Origin of the sequence: Streptomyces sp. NPDC090045, from assembly GCF_044747975.1 — a bacterium.
Taxonomy (GTDB): Bacteria; Actinomycetota; Actinomycetes; order Streptomycetales; family Streptomycetaceae; genus Streptomyces.
This window is the reverse complement of record NZ_JBIVFA010000007.1, coordinates 23,121-37,970: the sequence shown is the minus strand read 5'-3', so window position 1 is coordinate 37,970 and position 14,850 is coordinate 23,121. Positions and strand designations below refer to the sequence as shown.

At 71.8% G+C, this 14,850-nt stretch carries 11 protein-coding genes; 8 read left to right on the top strand and 3 right to left on the bottom strand.

Going from position 1 to position 14,850, the window contains the following annotated elements; all coding sequences use genetic code 11:
• Nucleotides 1–30: 30 nt before the first annotated feature.
• The 3 genes from ACIPYQ_RS19885 (at nucleotide 31) to ACIPYQ_RS19875 (ending at nucleotide 4,101) form a co-directional block, all read left to right on the top strand.
• Nucleotides 31–615 carry a hypothetical protein gene (locus ACIPYQ_RS19885; protein ID WP_361763664.1) on the top strand — a complete coding sequence of 195 codons (585 nt, stop codon included), beginning with the start codon at nucleotides 31–33 and terminating at the stop codon, nucleotides 613–615.
• Nucleotides 616–782: 167 nt separating this feature from the next.
• Complete coding sequence (locus ACIPYQ_RS19880; RefSeq protein WP_401252790.1) at nucleotides 783–974, top strand: hypothetical protein; 192 nt, start codon at nucleotides 783–785, stop codon at nucleotides 972–974.
• Nucleotides 975–1,032: 58 nt separating this feature from the next.
• Nucleotides 1,033–4,101, top strand: coding sequence for an AAA family ATPase (locus tag ACIPYQ_RS19875; RefSeq protein WP_401253396.1), 3,069 nt, complete (start codon nucleotides 1,033–1,035; stop codon nucleotides 4,099–4,101).
• Here the strand turns inward: ACIPYQ_RS19875 and ACIPYQ_RS19870 are convergent.
• The 3 genes from ACIPYQ_RS19870 to ACIPYQ_RS19860 all read right to left on the bottom strand — a co-directional run bounded on the left by ACIPYQ_RS19870 (nucleotide 4,064) and on the right by ACIPYQ_RS19860 (nucleotide 6,631).
• On the bottom strand, nucleotides 4,064–4,234 hold the full coding sequence (locus ACIPYQ_RS19870) for a DUF6191 domain-containing protein (protein ID WP_361763709.1): 171 nt from the start codon (nucleotides 4,232–4,234) through the stop codon (nucleotides 4,064–4,066). The two genes, ACIPYQ_RS19875 and ACIPYQ_RS19870, sit on opposite strands and share 38 nt — an antisense overlap.
• Before the next feature lie 51 nt (nucleotides 4,235–4,285).
• Nucleotides 4,286–5,518: a PQQ-dependent sugar dehydrogenase gene (locus ACIPYQ_RS19865; protein WP_401252787.1), complete on the bottom strand. Its 1,233-nt coding sequence runs from the start codon at nucleotides 5,516–5,518 to the stop codon at nucleotides 4,286–4,288.
• A gap of 105 nt (nucleotides 5,519–5,623) precedes the next feature.
• Nucleotides 5,624–6,631, bottom strand: a complete 1,008-nt coding sequence (locus tag ACIPYQ_RS19860; protein WP_361763655.1) for an aldo/keto reductase — start codon at nucleotides 6,629–6,631, stop codon at nucleotides 5,624–5,626.
• Nucleotides 6,632–6,704: 73 nt separating this feature from the next.
• Here ACIPYQ_RS19860 and ACIPYQ_RS19855 point away from each other — a divergent pair, with 73 nt between their 5' ends.
• From ACIPYQ_RS19855 to ilvC, 5 genes are all read left to right on the top strand, one after another.
• On the top strand, nucleotides 6,705–7,652 hold the full coding sequence (locus tag ACIPYQ_RS19855; protein ID WP_401252784.1) for a 2-hydroxyacid dehydrogenase: 948 nt from the start codon (nucleotides 6,705–6,707) through the stop codon (nucleotides 7,650–7,652).
• Nucleotides 7,653–8,000: 348 nt separating this feature from the next.
• On the top strand, nucleotides 8,001–10,832 hold the full coding sequence (locus ACIPYQ_RS19850; protein ID WP_401253393.1) for a putative bifunctional diguanylate cyclase/phosphodiesterase: 2,832 nt from the start codon (nucleotides 8,001–8,003) through the stop codon (nucleotides 10,830–10,832).
• 204 nt (nucleotides 10,833–11,036) lie between these two features.
• A complete protein-coding gene (locus ACIPYQ_RS19845) occupies nucleotides 11,037–12,923 on the top strand; it encodes an acetolactate synthase large subunit (RefSeq protein WP_362238943.1) in 1,887 nt (628 codons plus the stop codon).
• Between the two features lie 31 nt (nucleotides 12,924–12,954).
• Nucleotides 12,955–13,479 (top strand): acetolactate synthase small subunit, encoded by a 525-nt coding sequence (ilvN, locus tag ACIPYQ_RS19840; protein WP_030010002.1) that lies wholly within the window; start codon nucleotides 12,955–12,957, stop codon nucleotides 13,477–13,479.
• Nucleotides 13,480–13,607: 128 nt separating this feature from the next.
• Nucleotides 13,608–14,609, top strand: coding sequence for a ketol-acid reductoisomerase (gene ilvC / locus ACIPYQ_RS19835; protein WP_361763641.1), 1,002 nt, complete (start codon nucleotides 13,608–13,610; stop codon nucleotides 14,607–14,609).
• Nucleotides 14,610–14,850: the final 241 nt, after the last annotated feature.

Sequence of the window (14,850 nt, the reverse complement as noted above, 5' to 3'; positions counted from 1 at the left end):
CTCTCAGACAGGGCGCCTACGGTGCCCCGCATGGACACCACGAAGACCCCCGCCGCGAACGCCACCGAGGCGGACGCCGCCCCGGTCGACCTCGAAAAGACCGAGGTCACCCAGCCCGCCGAGGCCGAAGCCGCCTCCGTACCCACCGACGCGGCCCTTGAGGACGAGACCTTCGCCGCTGACGAGGACGAGGACGACGAGACCGAGGCCGCGCAGCCGGGCCACGTCGGGTCCGCGGCCTTCGCGATCGTCTCCGCGGGGCTCGGCGTCGTCGCCCTCAGCGGCAGCTGGGTCGCCGGCATCGTGTCCGAGCGCGCGAGCATCGCCGCCCGCCTGGAGCTGAGCCAGGCCGCCGACGCCAACGCGCAGATCGCCGCCCAGTTCGTCGACCCGTGGCACACCACCGCGATGGTGAACGGCGTCTTCTCCGCCCTCGCCCTGATCATCGCCACCTTCGTGCTGGCCCTCCCGGCCTTCAGCACCCCCGAGCGCAACCTCCCCACCTGGGTGCGGTCCGTCTCCTGGGCGGGCATCGGACTGGGCGCCCTCGGCGTACTCCTCTTCGTCCTCATGTACTTCGACCTCCTCCTCGCCATCCCGAAGGCGGCGGGCTAGGTACTGCCTTAGGCGAACTCGGCCTGGTCCGGGCACCCCCGCGCCCGGACTAAGGCCCCCTGCCCCCGGCAGATGCGGCATGCGACCGATGTGCCGGCACCCCCTGGGACGCGAATCTTGGATCACACCGAACGAGGTGACCGAGAAACGCCACCAGGGAGTACGAGATGTACGAGTACGAGATCGCCGCCACCGTCCGCACCGCCGACCTCCTCCGCGAGGCCGCCGCGTACCGCACGGTCCGGGACGCCGGGAAGGCGCGCCGCGCCTCCTTGCGAAGCCTCGAACCGCGAGGGCCGGTGAGAGCACTCCGGAGCCGCCTCGCCCGCACCGCGGGCCACGCGCCCCGCACCGCGTGAACCGATGCGTGATGAGGAGCGCCCGATATCGACTGCCGCCGCACCGGACGGCTGTGCGATGCTCGGCGGCGTGGAGACCAGATCTGTCAGCCCGGTGTTCGTCGGCCGCGCCGACGAACTGGCCGTACTCACGGGCGCACTGACCCGCGCCGCCGGCCAGGAGCCGCAGGCGATGCTCATCGGCGGTGAGGCGGGGGTCGGAAAGACCCGCCTCACCGAGGAGTTCATCTGCGCGGCAGAGCGCCGCGGCGCCGTCGTCGCCGTCGGAGGCTGTGTGGAGATCGGGGCGGAGGGACTTCCCTTCGCCCCCTTCTCGACGGCGCTGCGCGCACTGCACCGCATGCTCCCCGAGGAACTGGCCGCCGCCACCGCCGGCCAGGAGGACGAACTCGCCCGGATCCTCCCCGAACTCGGCGACACCCCGCGCGGCCCGCACGACGAGGAGAGCACCGCCCGGCTCTTCGAGCTGACCGCCCGGATGCTGGAGCGGCTCGCCGCCGAGCGCACCGTCGTCCTCGTCCTGGAGGACCTGCACTGGGCGGACACCTCCACCCGGCACCTGCTCTCCTACCTCTTCCGCACCCTCGGCAGCGGCCGGCTCGTCGTCGTCGCCACCTACCGCGCGGACGACGTCCACCGCCGCCACCCGCTGCGCCCCCTCCTCGCCGAACTCGACCGGCTCCGCACGGTCCACCGGATCGAACTGGCCCGCTTCAACCGGGCGGAGGTGCGCCGCCAGCTCGCCGGCATCCTCGCCGCGCAGCCCGACGAGGACTTCGTCGACTCCGTCTTCGACCGGTCCGACGGCAACGCCTTCTTCGTCGAGGAACTCGTCGCCTCCCGGGAGAGCGGCTGCGTCACCGGGCTCACCGAATCCCTGCGCGATCTGCTCCTCGTCCGCGTCGAGGTCCTGCCTGACGAGACCCAGCGCCTGGTGCGGATCGTCGCCGAGGGCGGCTCCACCGTGGAGTACCCGCTGCTGCGCGCCGTCGCCGGGCTCACCGAGGACGAGCTGATCGAAGCGCTGAGAGCCGCGGTCGGGGCCAACATCCTGCTCGCCACCCCCGACGGCGACGGCTACCGGTTCCGGCACTCGCTGGTCCGCGAGGCCGTCAGCGACGACCTGCTGCCCGGCGAACGGGCCCGGGTCAACCGCCGCTACGCCGAGGCCATGGAGGCCGACGAGTCGCTGATCCGCTCCGGCGAGCGGGTCATCCGGCTGGCCAGCTACTGGTACCAGGCGAACGACCCCGCCAAGGCGCTGCCCGCCGTACTGGCCGCTTCCGTGGCGGCCCGCCGCCGGCACGCCTACTCCGAGCAGCTGCGCCTGCTGGAGCGGGCCATGGACCTGTGGGACAGCGCTCCGGAGGAGGTCCGCGAGGCGCTCCGCCCGGCGGACTACACCGAGGTGTACCCGCCGTGCGGCTGCGGCGACTCGGCCGCCACCCCGCTCCGGCGGATCGACCTGCTGGCCGAGGCCACCGTCGCGGCACGCTACGGCGGAGAGCGCGAACGCGCCCTGAAGATCACGAAGACGGCGCTGCGCCTGCTGGAGGAGGAGCGCGACTCCCTGCGGGCCGCGTGGTTCTGGACCGAGCGGTCCCGGCTGGTCGCCAGCCTCGGCCGCGGCGACGGCTGGGAGGAGATAGCCAAGGCGCAGGACCTCGTCCGGGGGCTGCCCCCGTCCCAGGTGCACGCCGAGGTCCTGGTCCGGGCCGCGAGCTGGGGCATGCTCCACCAGCCGGGCCCCGACAACCTCGCCGCCGCCGAACGCGCCGTCGAGTACGCGCGCATGCTCGGCGCCGAGGACACCGAGCTCAACGCCCGGATCACGGTCGGCTGCCTGCTCACCGACTCCGGCGACGGCTCGGCCGGACTCGCCGAGCTGAACGCGGTCAAGGAACGGGCCATGAAGCTCGGTCTCGCCAAGCTGGCAGGGCGCGCGCATGTCAATCTCACCTCTCAGTTGGAAAGCATGGGCCGGTCCCGCGAAGCCGTGGAACTGGCCGAACAAGGGGTCGAACTGGTAAGCAGGTCAAGGCTGTTGGACAGTGAGGCCTGGGTCTGCGGAAACATGGCCGAGAGTCTCTACAGCCTCGGCCGCTGGGACGAGGCCGCCGAGGCGGCCCGGCGCGCCCTGCTCGTCAGCCAGAGCGCGGCCCCACGCGGCTCCGGCTCCGCGCGGCTGGCCTACCTGGCCCTGGCCCGGGGCGAGTTGACCGAGACGGCCCACCAGCTCGCAGCCGCCCACGCCCACTTCGGCACCCACGACGTCCAGCCCCAGCACCGGATACCGCTCTACCGCCTCGCGATCGGGCTCGCCGCGGGGGAGGGCCGGATCGCCGACGTGCGCGCCGAGACGGCCGCCGCCATCGCCTACGGGTTCCCGCTCGGCCAGCACCGTTACGCCTGGCCGCTGCTGCTCGCCTCCGCCTCCGCCGAGGCGGACGCCCGCGGCCTCCCGGCCGCCGACGCCGGCCGGGACTGCGCCGTGGGCGTGCTGCGCGCCGCCGCCCGTTCCCTCGCCACCCCGGTCCCGCTGTGGACCGCCCACGCCGAGTACCTCCGGGCCGAGCTGCTCCGGGCCGAGGCCCGTGACACCCCCGCCGACTGGACCGCCGTAGAGGAGGCCGTCCGTCCGCTGGAGCGCCCGTACCTGCTGGCCAGGGCCCGCCACCGGCTCGCCGAGGCGCTGCTGGCCGCAGGCGGCGAACGGGAGCCCGCGGCCGCCCTGCTCCGCGAGGCCTACGCCACCGCCGAGCGGATCGGTTCACGCCGGCTGCGCGAGGACCTGGCCCTGCTCGCCCAGCGCGCCCGGCTCCCGCTGACCGACGCCGACGAGCCCGTCGCTCCACCCGCCCCGCAGACCGACCCGGCCGAGGCCCTCGGCCTGACCATCCGCGAGCGGGACGTCCTGCGCCTGGTGGCGGCCGGCAGTACCAACCGCAAGATCGCCGAGGAACTCTTCATCTCCCCGAAGACGGCGAGCGTGCACGTCTCGAACATCCTGGCCAAGCTGGGCGTCGCCGGCCGCGGGGAGGCTGCCGCCCTCGCCCACCGGCTGCGGCTCTTCGCCCCGCCCGTCCCGGTCAGCTCCCGTCCGGAGGCTGCTCGGCAGGACGTATGAGCACTCTGCCGGAGTCGAGGTCTATCGGCCCCCGCCCCGGATCGTTGTCATTGACATCGGTCCGGGACAGCTCCAGCCGCTTCTTCTCCTCGTTCGTGTGCTTGCGCCCCGGGTTGAACAGCTCCTCGATCATGTTGAACACCGCGCCCACCGTCCCTGTGGTCCCCTTCCGGGGACGTGCTGGTCACCGCACCGTCAGTGTCAGGATCCTGTCGTCGCCCGCCTCCGGCGATCCGCGGCCGTCCGTCTCGCTCGTGACCAGCAGCAACCGGTCCCCGCCGAGGGCCACCACCGTCCGCAGCCGGCCGTACTGGCCCTCCAGGAAGGCCTCGGGCTCCGCCACCGGCTCCGTGCCGGCCAGGGGTATGCGCCACAGCCGGTTGCCCTTCAGCGCGGCCATCCACACCGAACCCTCCGCCCAGGCGATCCCGCTCGGTGAAGCCTCGTCGGTCTTCCACACGGCCACCGGATCCCGGAAGCCGGGTTTGCCCGCCTTCCCCTCGGCCTCGGGCCAGCCGTAATTCACCCCGGGCTCGATCAGGTTCAGCTCGTCCCAGGTGTTCTGGCCGAACTCGGCCGCCCACAGCCGTTTGTCCTTGTCCCAGGCAAGGCCCTGCACATTGCGGTGCCCGTAGGAGTAGACGACCGAATCCGCCTCCGGGTTGCCGTGCACCGGATCCCCGTCCGGGGTCATCCGCAGGATCTTGCCGCCCAGGGACTTCTTGTCCTGTGCGAGCCCCTTGTCGCCGGTCTCGCCCGTCCCCGCGTAGAGCATCTTGTCCGGGCCGAAGGCGATCCGGCCGCCGTTGTGCACGAGGCCCTTGGGAATGCCCCGGAACACGGTGTCCGGTGCGCCCAGTTGCTGTCCGGCGGCTCTGTGCTCGTCGTACCGCAGCCGGGCGATGCGGTTGTCGGACTCGGTCGTGAAGTACACGTACACCAGCCGGTCCGAAGCGAAGGACGGCGACAGCGCGAGGCCCATCAGCCCGCCCTCGCCTCCCGGGGCCACCCCCGGCACCTCACCGATCTGCGTCACCGTGCCCGAGCCCACCGCGACCCTGCTGATCGTCCCCTTGTCCCGCGAAGCGACCAGCAGGTCCCCGCCCGGCAGCTCGGCCACGCCCCACGGGGACTCCAGACCCTTGGCGACCTCGCCGGTGACCGTCACCGCGCCCTTCGCCGGCGGCCCGGTGGCCTCCGGTGTGGCGGACGCGCTCCCCGAGGGGCCCGCCGACCCGGCGCCGGCCGCCGCCGTGCCCGGTGGAGAGCTTCCCCGCTCCGCCCCGGGGGCGCCGGCCGGCGAGCATCCCGCCGCCAGCAGAGCGCCGCACCCCGCCAGCGCCACCGCCGCCAGCGCGCCCCGGCGCCGCGCGCCCGGCTCCTCGCACCCCACCTGCCGAGAACTTCCGTATCGCATCGCCCTGCTCCCTTCCGGTCCTCCGATCGTGCCCTTCACCACTCTCAACAGCTGCGGCAGTTCCCGAAGTTCCACCACTCGTACACTCGATCGAGTGGTTGCCGGTCAGTCCCAGGCTCCCACCTCGACCGGCAGGGCCGCGATCTCGGCCAGGTCACCGGCCGAGAGCCGCACCTGCGCCGCCCGCGCGTTCTCCGCCGCCCAGTGCGCCCGGTCGGCCCCCGGCACCGGCACCACCTGCGGACCCTGCGCCAGCACCCACGCCAGGGCCACCTGCGCAGCCGTGACCTCCGCCCCGTGCCGCCGCGCCACCCGCCGCAGCCCCGCCACCAGCACCTGGTTCGACGCCATCGCCTCCGCCGTGAACCGCGGATGCCGGGCCCGCACGTCCTGCGGCTCGAAGCCCTCACCCGGAGTGAGCGTCCCCGTGAGGAACCCGCTGCCCAGCGGCATCGCGGCCAGGAACCCCACCCCGCGCGCCGCACACCACGGCAACAGCTGCCAGGCCGCCTCCGGGGACCACACCGACAGCTCCGCCTGCACCGCGCTCACCGGGAACACCTGCTGCAGCCGCTCCAGGTGCCGCAGCGTCGTCCGGTACCCCCGGTCACCGCGCCGCCCCGCCCCGGGACCGGCCGAGGCCCCCAGCGCGCAGTAGCCGAGGGCGCGCACCTTCCCCGCGCCCACCAGCTCCGCCATGGCGCCCCAGGTCTCCTCCACCGGCACCTCCGGATCCACCCGGTGCAGCTGGTAGAGGTCTATGACATCGGTCCGCAGCCGCCGCAGCGAGGCGTCGCAGGCCCGCCGCAGATAGCCGGGCCGCCCGTCCGCGACCACGTGCTGGTCGCCCGCCCGCAGACCCACCTTGGCCGAGACGAACGCCTCGGACCGCCGTTCCCGCAGGACCCGCCCCAGCAGCAGCTCATTGGTGAACGGCCCGTACACGTCGGCCGTGTCCAGCAGGTTCGCCCCCAGGTCCAGCGCCGCGTGCACCGCCGCCAGCGACTCCTGTCCCCGCCGCCGCGAAGGCGCGTACGCCCAGCTCATCGGCATACAGCCGAGGCCGACCGCGCCCACGGTCAGTGCCCCCGCCCCGATCGACCTGCGCTCCACCGCTGCGTCCCCCTCCCGCTCCGGCCACCAAACTAACGGCTTGATCAAGACGGCTTGGCATAGCCTCGTGATCATGACTGCTACGCCCCAGGACGTCTGGCTCCCCTTCCCCGCCGAGGAGGTCGCCGGCCTCCCCGATTCCTTCCGGTACCGCGTGTGGGACGGCGAGGACGCCTTCCCGGCCGACCCCGCCGAATGCGTCTTCTACGTGGCCCCCTACATGAAGTCCGCCGAGGTCACCGTGCGCCCGCTCGCCGCGATGACCGCCGTCCGGGTCGTCCAGACCCTGACCGCCGGCATCGACGACGTGCTGGGCCGCCTCGGAGACCTGCGCCCCGGCGTACGGCTGTGCAACGCCGCCGGGGTCCACACGGCCAGCACCGCCGAACTCGCCCTCGCCCTGACCCTCGCCTCCCTGCGCGGCATCCCCGGCATGGTCCGCGGCCAGGACCGCGAGCAGTGGCGCTCCGGCTTCTACGACGCACTCGCGGACAAGAACGTTCTGATCATCGGCTACGGATCGATCGGCTCGGCCATCGAGGACCGGCTCGTGCCCTTCGAATGCGGGCGCATCGCGCGCGTGGCCCGTACGGCGCGGGCCACCGGGCGCGGGCCCGTGCACGCCCTCGCCGACCTGCCCGGCCTCTTGCCGCAGGCCGACGTGGTGATCCTCGTGACACCGCTGACGGACGCCACCCGGGGCCTGGCCGGCGCCGACTTCCTGAGCCGCATGAAGGACGGCGCCCTGCTGGTGAACGTGTCCCGCGGCCCCGTCGTCGACACCAAGTCCCTCCTGGCGGAGGTCGAGTCGGGCCGCCTGCGCGCGGCGCTCGACGTCACCGACCCGGAACCGCTGCCCGCCGGCCACCCGCTCTGGCACGCTCCGAACGTCCTGATCACGCCTCATGTGGGCGGCAGCAGCACGGCGTTCGAGCCACGCGCCAAGCGCCTGCTGGCACGCCAGCTCGGCCTGTTCGCCGCCGGCGAGCCCCTGGAGCACACGGTGCTGATCACCGAGTGACGCACGATGCGCACGCTCCGCATTCACCCGGACGCGCACAGTGGACATCCCTCCCCGATCGGTAACGGAGAGTAGAGGAACTATGTCCCTGAGTGACGAAAGTGGTGTATCGTCCGGAACAAGGGGCTGCGCCACGAACGTCTGGCGCTGGGGAGTGATCGGACACTTTGGGGGGCGACGGGCGATGCACGGCCAATGGACGAAGGATCCGATGCGGCACAGCCGCCGGAGGCGACGCTGCCGAGACTGGGCTGCACCGGAACCAGCCAGCGAGGGGGACCGGTGAGTGCCCCGGGGGCGGCGCTCCTGAACCGCCCGTCCGTCTCGGGCGGAGGCAGGGGCCTGGCGATGCAGGTGCTCCTCGCGGTGATCAGCGGCGGGTACGCCGTCGGCGCCGCCCTCAACTGGGGCTCGGAGGAAGTCGCCGAGATCATGGGCGACTTCGGACTGAGCGCAGCCGGCTTACTCGCCGCCGTCTCCTGCTACTCGTACGCGCGCGCCATCGACAGCCGCGAACGCCCCGCCTGGCTGCTCTTCGCCTTCTCCTCGCTCATGGGTGCCGGCGGCAACGCGGTCTGGGGCTGGTACGAGGTGGTCCTCGGTCAACCCGTCCCGAAGCCCTCGCTCGCCGACTTCGCCTTCCTCTGCTTCGCCCCGCCCGCCATCGTGGGCCTGCTCGTCCTCGCCAAACGCCCCGTCACCCGCGCCGGCTGGGTGTGCCTCGGGCTCGACTCCTGGCTCATCGGGGGTTCTCTGCTCACCCTGTCCTGGAGCCTGGCCCTGGCCCACGCGGCGCGGACCGCCCAGTCCGGTGCCCCGGGCAGCGTTCCGCGCGCCGCGCTCTCCCTCGCCTACCCGCTCCTGGACATCGCGCTCGTCTCGATGGTCCTGGTCCTGCACTTCCGGCGGAGCGAGAGCAACCGCTCCGCCGTCAACACCGCCATCGCGGCTCTCGCCCTGACCGTGCTCAGCGACGCGCTGTTCACCTCGCCCCTGCTGAGCGCCGAGTACCAGTCCGGACAGCTGCTCGACGCCGGCTGGTTCGCCGGCTCGCTGCTGCTCGCGTACGCGCCCTGGGGCGCCCGGCGCATCCATCCGGGACTGGAGCCGGCCGGGCACGCGCGCGGGGACCGGCCGCACAGCCGCCCGATCACCGGCTCCCTGCCCGCCCTCACTCCGTACCTCGCGGCCGCCGTGTGCACGCTCGGCATCCTCTACAACGTCGTGGACGGCCGGAAGGTCGACAGGATGGTCGTCTTCACCGGCTGCACGGTGGTCCTCGCCCTGGTCATCCGGCAGGGCATCATGCTCCTCGACAACATCGCGCTCACCCAGGAACTGGCCCAGAAGGAGAACCACTTCCGCTCCCTGGTCCAGGGCTCCAGCGACGTCATCATGATCGCCGCGCCCACCGGGACCCTGCGCTACGTCAGCCCCGCCGCCGCCGGCGTCTACGGCCGCGAGGCCGAGGAGCTGGTCGGCACCGAGCTCGCCACCCTCATTCATCCGGACGACCTCGGCCGGGTGGTCCACGAGGTACGCCGCTTCCTCGCCGCACCGCCGACCGAGGAGCCCACCACCCGCATCGAGTGCCGCTTCAAGTCGGGCGGAGGCGAATGGCTCAACGTGGAGTCCACCGTCAACCGCCACCAGGGCGGGCTCATCCTCAACAGCCGGGACGTCACCGAGCGGGTCCGGCTCCAGGCCCAGCTCCAGCACAGCGCCGAACACGATCCGCTGACCGACCTGCCCAACCGCGCCCTCTTCACCCGGCGGGTGCGTCAGGCCCTGACCGGCCGGCGCGCGGGCGACCACAGCACCGCGGTGCTCTTCATCGACCTCGACGGTTTCAAAGCGGTCAACGACACCATCGGCCACCAGGCCGGCGACGAGCTGCTCATCGAGGCCGCGCGCAGGCTCCAGGACTCGGTCCGGGCCGGGGACACCGCGGCCCGCCTCGGCGGCGACGAGTTCGCCGCGCTGATCCTGGGCGACGGGAACCGCGACCGCAGCGCCCGCGAGTACCAGGTGCGCGAGATCGCCGACCGGCTGCGCACCACCCTCTCCCAGCCGTACCGGATCGGCGGCAGCGAGGTGCGCGTCGCCGCCAGCATCGGCGTGGCCTTCGCCGACCCCGGCATCACCCCTTCGGACCTGATGCGCAACGCGGATCTCGCGATGTACCGGGCCAAGGCGGGCGGCAAGGACCGCGTCGAGATGTACGCCCCCCAGATGCAGGCCGAGGTCGTGCGGAAGGCCGAGCTGGCGGGCCGGCTGCGGACCGCACTCCACGAGGGCGAGTTCGCCCTGCTGCACCAGCCCGTGGTCTCGCTGTCCACCGGCGAGGTGGCGGCCGTCGCCGCGCAGGCCCGCTGGCGTTCCGCCCAGGGCATCCTCTTCACGCCGGCCGAGTTCCTCCGGGTCGCCGAGTACAGCGAGGGCGGCGCGGGAGGGGCGGGAGGCCCCGGCGGCGCCGGCCCGGACCCTTCGCGCACCGCCGAGCTGGGGCGCTGGCTGCTGGAGGAGGCCGTGGAGCAGGCCGCCGACCGGCACCGGGCCGGGCACGACGTGCCGGTGGCCGTGCGGATGACCGCCCAGCGGCTCCTGGACCGTGCGATGCCGCTCGGCTCCGTGGAGGCCCTGCTGACCCGGCACGGCCTGCCCTCCGGCTCCCTGGTGCTGGAGCTCGCGGTATCCGACCCCAGAGTGCCCTTCGACGACCTGGAGCGCCGTCTGACGGCCCTGCACCGGCTCGGGGTGGGTATCTCCCTGGACGGCTTCGGCAGCGGCTACGCGGCCATCAGCGCCCTGCGCCGGCTTCCCGTGGACATGCTGAAGCTGGACCGGGGCCTCGTGGAGGGGGTGGTCGAGTCGGCCCGCCTGCACAAGATCACCGCCGGTCTCCTGCGGATCGCGAACGACCTGGGCATGCGCTCGGTGGCCGACGGGGTCGACCTCCCCGAGCAGGTGTCGGCCCTGCGCGCGATGGGGTGCACGCACGGCCAGGGAATGGCGTTTTCCGGCCCCCTCGACGAGTACAGGCTGCGCCGTGCCCTGGTGCGCGGTACGTTCCCAGTACCGGGCGGAGCAGCCCAGCCGGCTCTGGCCGGCGGCTCCCCCGGGGGCTCGATGGCCATCCGCAGAGGCTCACATAATGAGACGCCCGTCCCACCTACTTGACATCACCCTCCCGCCAGAGGGAGGGTCAGTGCCATGCGCACCCGAATTCTCGTACTTGGAAAGCGCGTCGGCTGAAGCAGGGACCTGCATGTCCCCGCTCAACACCTCCGACGCGCTCCCCTCGCTTGCCTCCTGGCACGAGGGGTTTTTTGTTGCACTGGCACAGAGCCGAATCCGCGTAAAACCCTCAGCTTCGAGAAGAGAATGCCGATGACCGAGCAGGCCACCGGGGCCCACCATCCGCAGCCGCGGCCCCGTTCCGGCGGACAGCAGTCCGCCGCAGTTGAGCACGTCACGGGTGCGCAGTCCCTCATCCGCTCTCTCGAAGAGGTGGGGTGCGACACCGTCTTCGGGATTCCGGGAGGTGCCATCCTTCCCGCGTACGACCCGATGATGGACTCCAAGAAGGTCCGTCACATCCTGGTCCGCCACGAGCAGGGGGCCGGCCACGCCGCCACCGGCTACGCGCAGGCCACCGGCAAGGTCGGCGTCTGTATGGCCACCTCCGGCCCCGGCGCCACCAACCTGGTCACCCCGATCGCCGACGCGCACATGGACTCCGTCCCGCTCGTCGCGATCACCGGCCAGGTCTCCTCCAAGGCGATCGGCACCGACGCCTTCCAGGAGGCGGACATCGTCGGCATCACCATGCCGATCACCAAGCACAACTTCCTGGTCACCAAGGCCGAGGACATCCCGCGGACGATCGCCGAGGCCTTCCACATCGCCTCCACCGGCCGCCCGGGCCCGGTCCTGGTCGACATCGCCAAGGACGCCCTGCAGGCGAAGACCACCTTCTCGTGGCCGCCCGCCCACGACCTCCCCGGCTACCGGCCGGTCACCAAGCCGCATGCCAAGCAGATCCGCGAGGCCGCCAAGCTCATCTGCCAGGCCAAGCGCCCGGTGCTCTACGTCGGCGGCGGCGTCATGAAGTCCGGCGCGACCGCCGAGCTGAAGGTCCTCGCCGAGCTGACCGGCGTGCCGGTCTGCACCACCCTGATGGCGCTGGGCTCCTTCCCCGACAGCCACCCGCTGCACGTCGGCATGCCGGGCATGCACGGCAGCGTCACCGGCGTCACCGCGCTGCAGAAGTCGGACCTGCTGATCGCCCTCGGCACCCGGTTCGACGACCGCGTCACCGGCAAGCTGGACAGCTTCGCCCCCTTCGCCAAGATCATCCACGCGGACATCGACCCGGCCGAGATCGGCAAGAACCGCGCGGTCGACGTCCCGATCGTCGGTGACGCCCGCGAGGTCATCGCCGACCTGATCCAGGCCGTCCAGGCCGAGCACACCGAGGGCAACGCCGGGGACTACACCGCCTGGTGGAACGACCTCAGCCGCTGGCGCGACACCTACCCGCTGGGCTACGACCTGCCCGCGGACGGCAGCCTCTCGCCGCAGCAGGTCATCGAGCGGATCGGCGCGCTCGCGCCGAAGAGCACGATCTTCGCGGCCGGTGTCGGCCAGCACCAGATGTGGGCCTCGCACTTCGTCAAGTACGAGGAGCCCCGCACCTGGCTGAACTCCGGCGGCGCCGGAACCATGGGCTACGCGGTCCCGGCCGCGATGGGCGCCAAGGTCGGCATGCCCGAGCGCACGGTCTGGGCGATCGACGGCGACGGCTGCTTCCAGATGACCAATCAGGAACTGGTCACCTGCGCCCTGAACAACATCCCGATCAAGGTCGCGATCATCAACAACGGTGCGCTGGGCATGGTCCGCCAGTGGCAGACCCTGTTCTACAACCAGCGGTACTCCAACACCGTCCTGCACGCCGACGAGACCGGTCACGACACCGTCGGCTCCCAGCTCGGCGAGTCCATCGCGCCCCGCAAGGGCACCCGCGTCCCGGACTTCGTCAAGCTGTCGGAGGCCATGGGCTGCGTGGCGCTGCGCTGCGAGGACCCGGCCGACCTGGACAAGGTCATCGCCGAGGCCAACGCGATCAACGACCGTACCGTCGTCATCGACTTCATCGTCCACGAGGACGCCATGGTGTGGCCGATGGTCGCCGCCGGCACCTCCAACGACGAGGTCATGGCAGCCCGGGGCGTCCGTCCCGACTTCGGCGACAACGAAGACGACTGAGCCGAGAGAGCCGAGAGAGAGAACGCCCCACATGTCCAAGCACACGCTCTCCGTCCTGGTCGAGAACACGCCGGGCATCCTCGCCCGGATCGCCGCCCTGTTCTCCCGCCGCGGGTTCAACATCGACTCCCTCGCGGTGGGCGTCACCGAGCACCCCGACATCTCCCGCATCACGATCGTCGTGAACGTCGAGGACCTCCCGCTGGAGCAGGTGACCAAGCAGCTGAACAAGCTGGTCAACGTGCTCAAGATCGTCGAGCTGGAGTCGCACAACGCCATCGAGCGCGAACTCGTCCTGGTGAAGGTCCGCGCCGACAACGAGACCCGGTCGCAGATCGTCGAGATCGTCCAGCTCTTCCGCGCCAAGACGGTCGACGTCTCCCCGGAGGCCGTCACCATCGAGGCCACCGGCGGCAGCGACAAGCTCGGCGCGATGCTCAAGATGCTGGAGCCCTTCGGCATCAAGGAGCTCGTGCAGTCCGGCACGATCGCCATAGGGCGTGGCGGACGGTCCATCACGGACCGCAGTCTGCGCGCGCTCGACCGCAGCGCCTGACCCGGCCGGCGCAGCGGCCGCCCAAGCCGCGTCAGACACGCTCGGCTCGCATAGCGAGACCGGCGAACTCAGATTCCGTTCCCCGCCGTACGGTGGGAGCAACACCAGCGCACCAAGGAGATATCCCAGTGGCCGAGCTGTTCTACGAGAACGACGCCGACCTGTCCATCATCCAGGGCCGCAAGGTCGCGGTCATCGGTTACGGCAGCCAGGGCCACGCCCACGCGCTGTCGCTCCGTGACTCCGGCGTCGACGTCGTCGTCGGCCTGAAGGAGGGCTCGAAGTCCAAGGCCAAGGCCGAGGAGCAGGGCCTGAAGGTCGTCCCCGTGGCCGAGGCCGCCGAGTGGGCGAACGTCATCATGATCCTCACCCCGGACCCGCTGCAGGCCGAGATCTACGAGGAGTCCATCAAGGACCACCTCAAGGAGGGCGACGCGCTCTTCTTCGGCCACGGCTTCAACGTCCGCTACGGCTTCATCAAGCCCCCGGCCAACGTGGACGTCGCCCTGGTCGCCCCGAAGGGCCCGGGCCACCTGGTCCGCCGCCAGTACGAGGAGGGCCGCGGCGTTCCGTGCATCGCGGCCGTCGAGCAGGACCACTCGGGCAACGCCTTCGCCCTCGCGCTCTCGTACGCGGCCGGCATCGGCGGCACCCGCGCCGGCGTCATCAAGACCACCTTCACCGAGGAGACCGAGACCGACCTGTTCGGTGAGCAGGCCGTCCTCTGCGGTGGCGCGTCCGCCCTGGTCAAGGCCGGTTTCGAGACGCTGACCGAGGCCGGCTACCAGCCGGAGATCGCGTACTTCGAGTGCCTGCACGAGCTGAAGCTCATCGTCGACCTCATGTACGAGGGCGGCCTGGAGAAGATGCGCTGGTCGGTCTCCGAGACCGCCGAGTGGGGCGACTACATCACCGGCCCCCGCGTCATCACGGACGCCACCAAGGCCGAGATGAAGAAGGTCCTCGCGGAGATCCAGAGCGGCGAGTTCGCCAACACCTGGATGGCCGAGTACAAGGCCGGTCTGCCGAAGTACAACGAGTACAAGAAGGCCGACGAGGCGCACCTGCTGGAGACCACCGGCAAGAAGCTGCGCAAGCTGATGAGCTGGGTCGACAGCGACGAGAGCTGATCGTGGACGGCGGGGCCGGGACGGTGTGTCCCGGCCCCGCCGCGCGTCGCTTGTCCACCACGGCCAACCCCGGAAGGGTGATCCTTCCGTACAGGCGGAAATCCGGTCCGTCAGCGCCACTACACTGCTCAACACATACGCGTCAGGCCCACAGTGTCGTGCGTCTTCCACGCGGCTACCCCCTCCACCGCCTGCGGCCGTCGGGACGGCCGTCCGCACTGGACTTGTGAGGATGACCCAC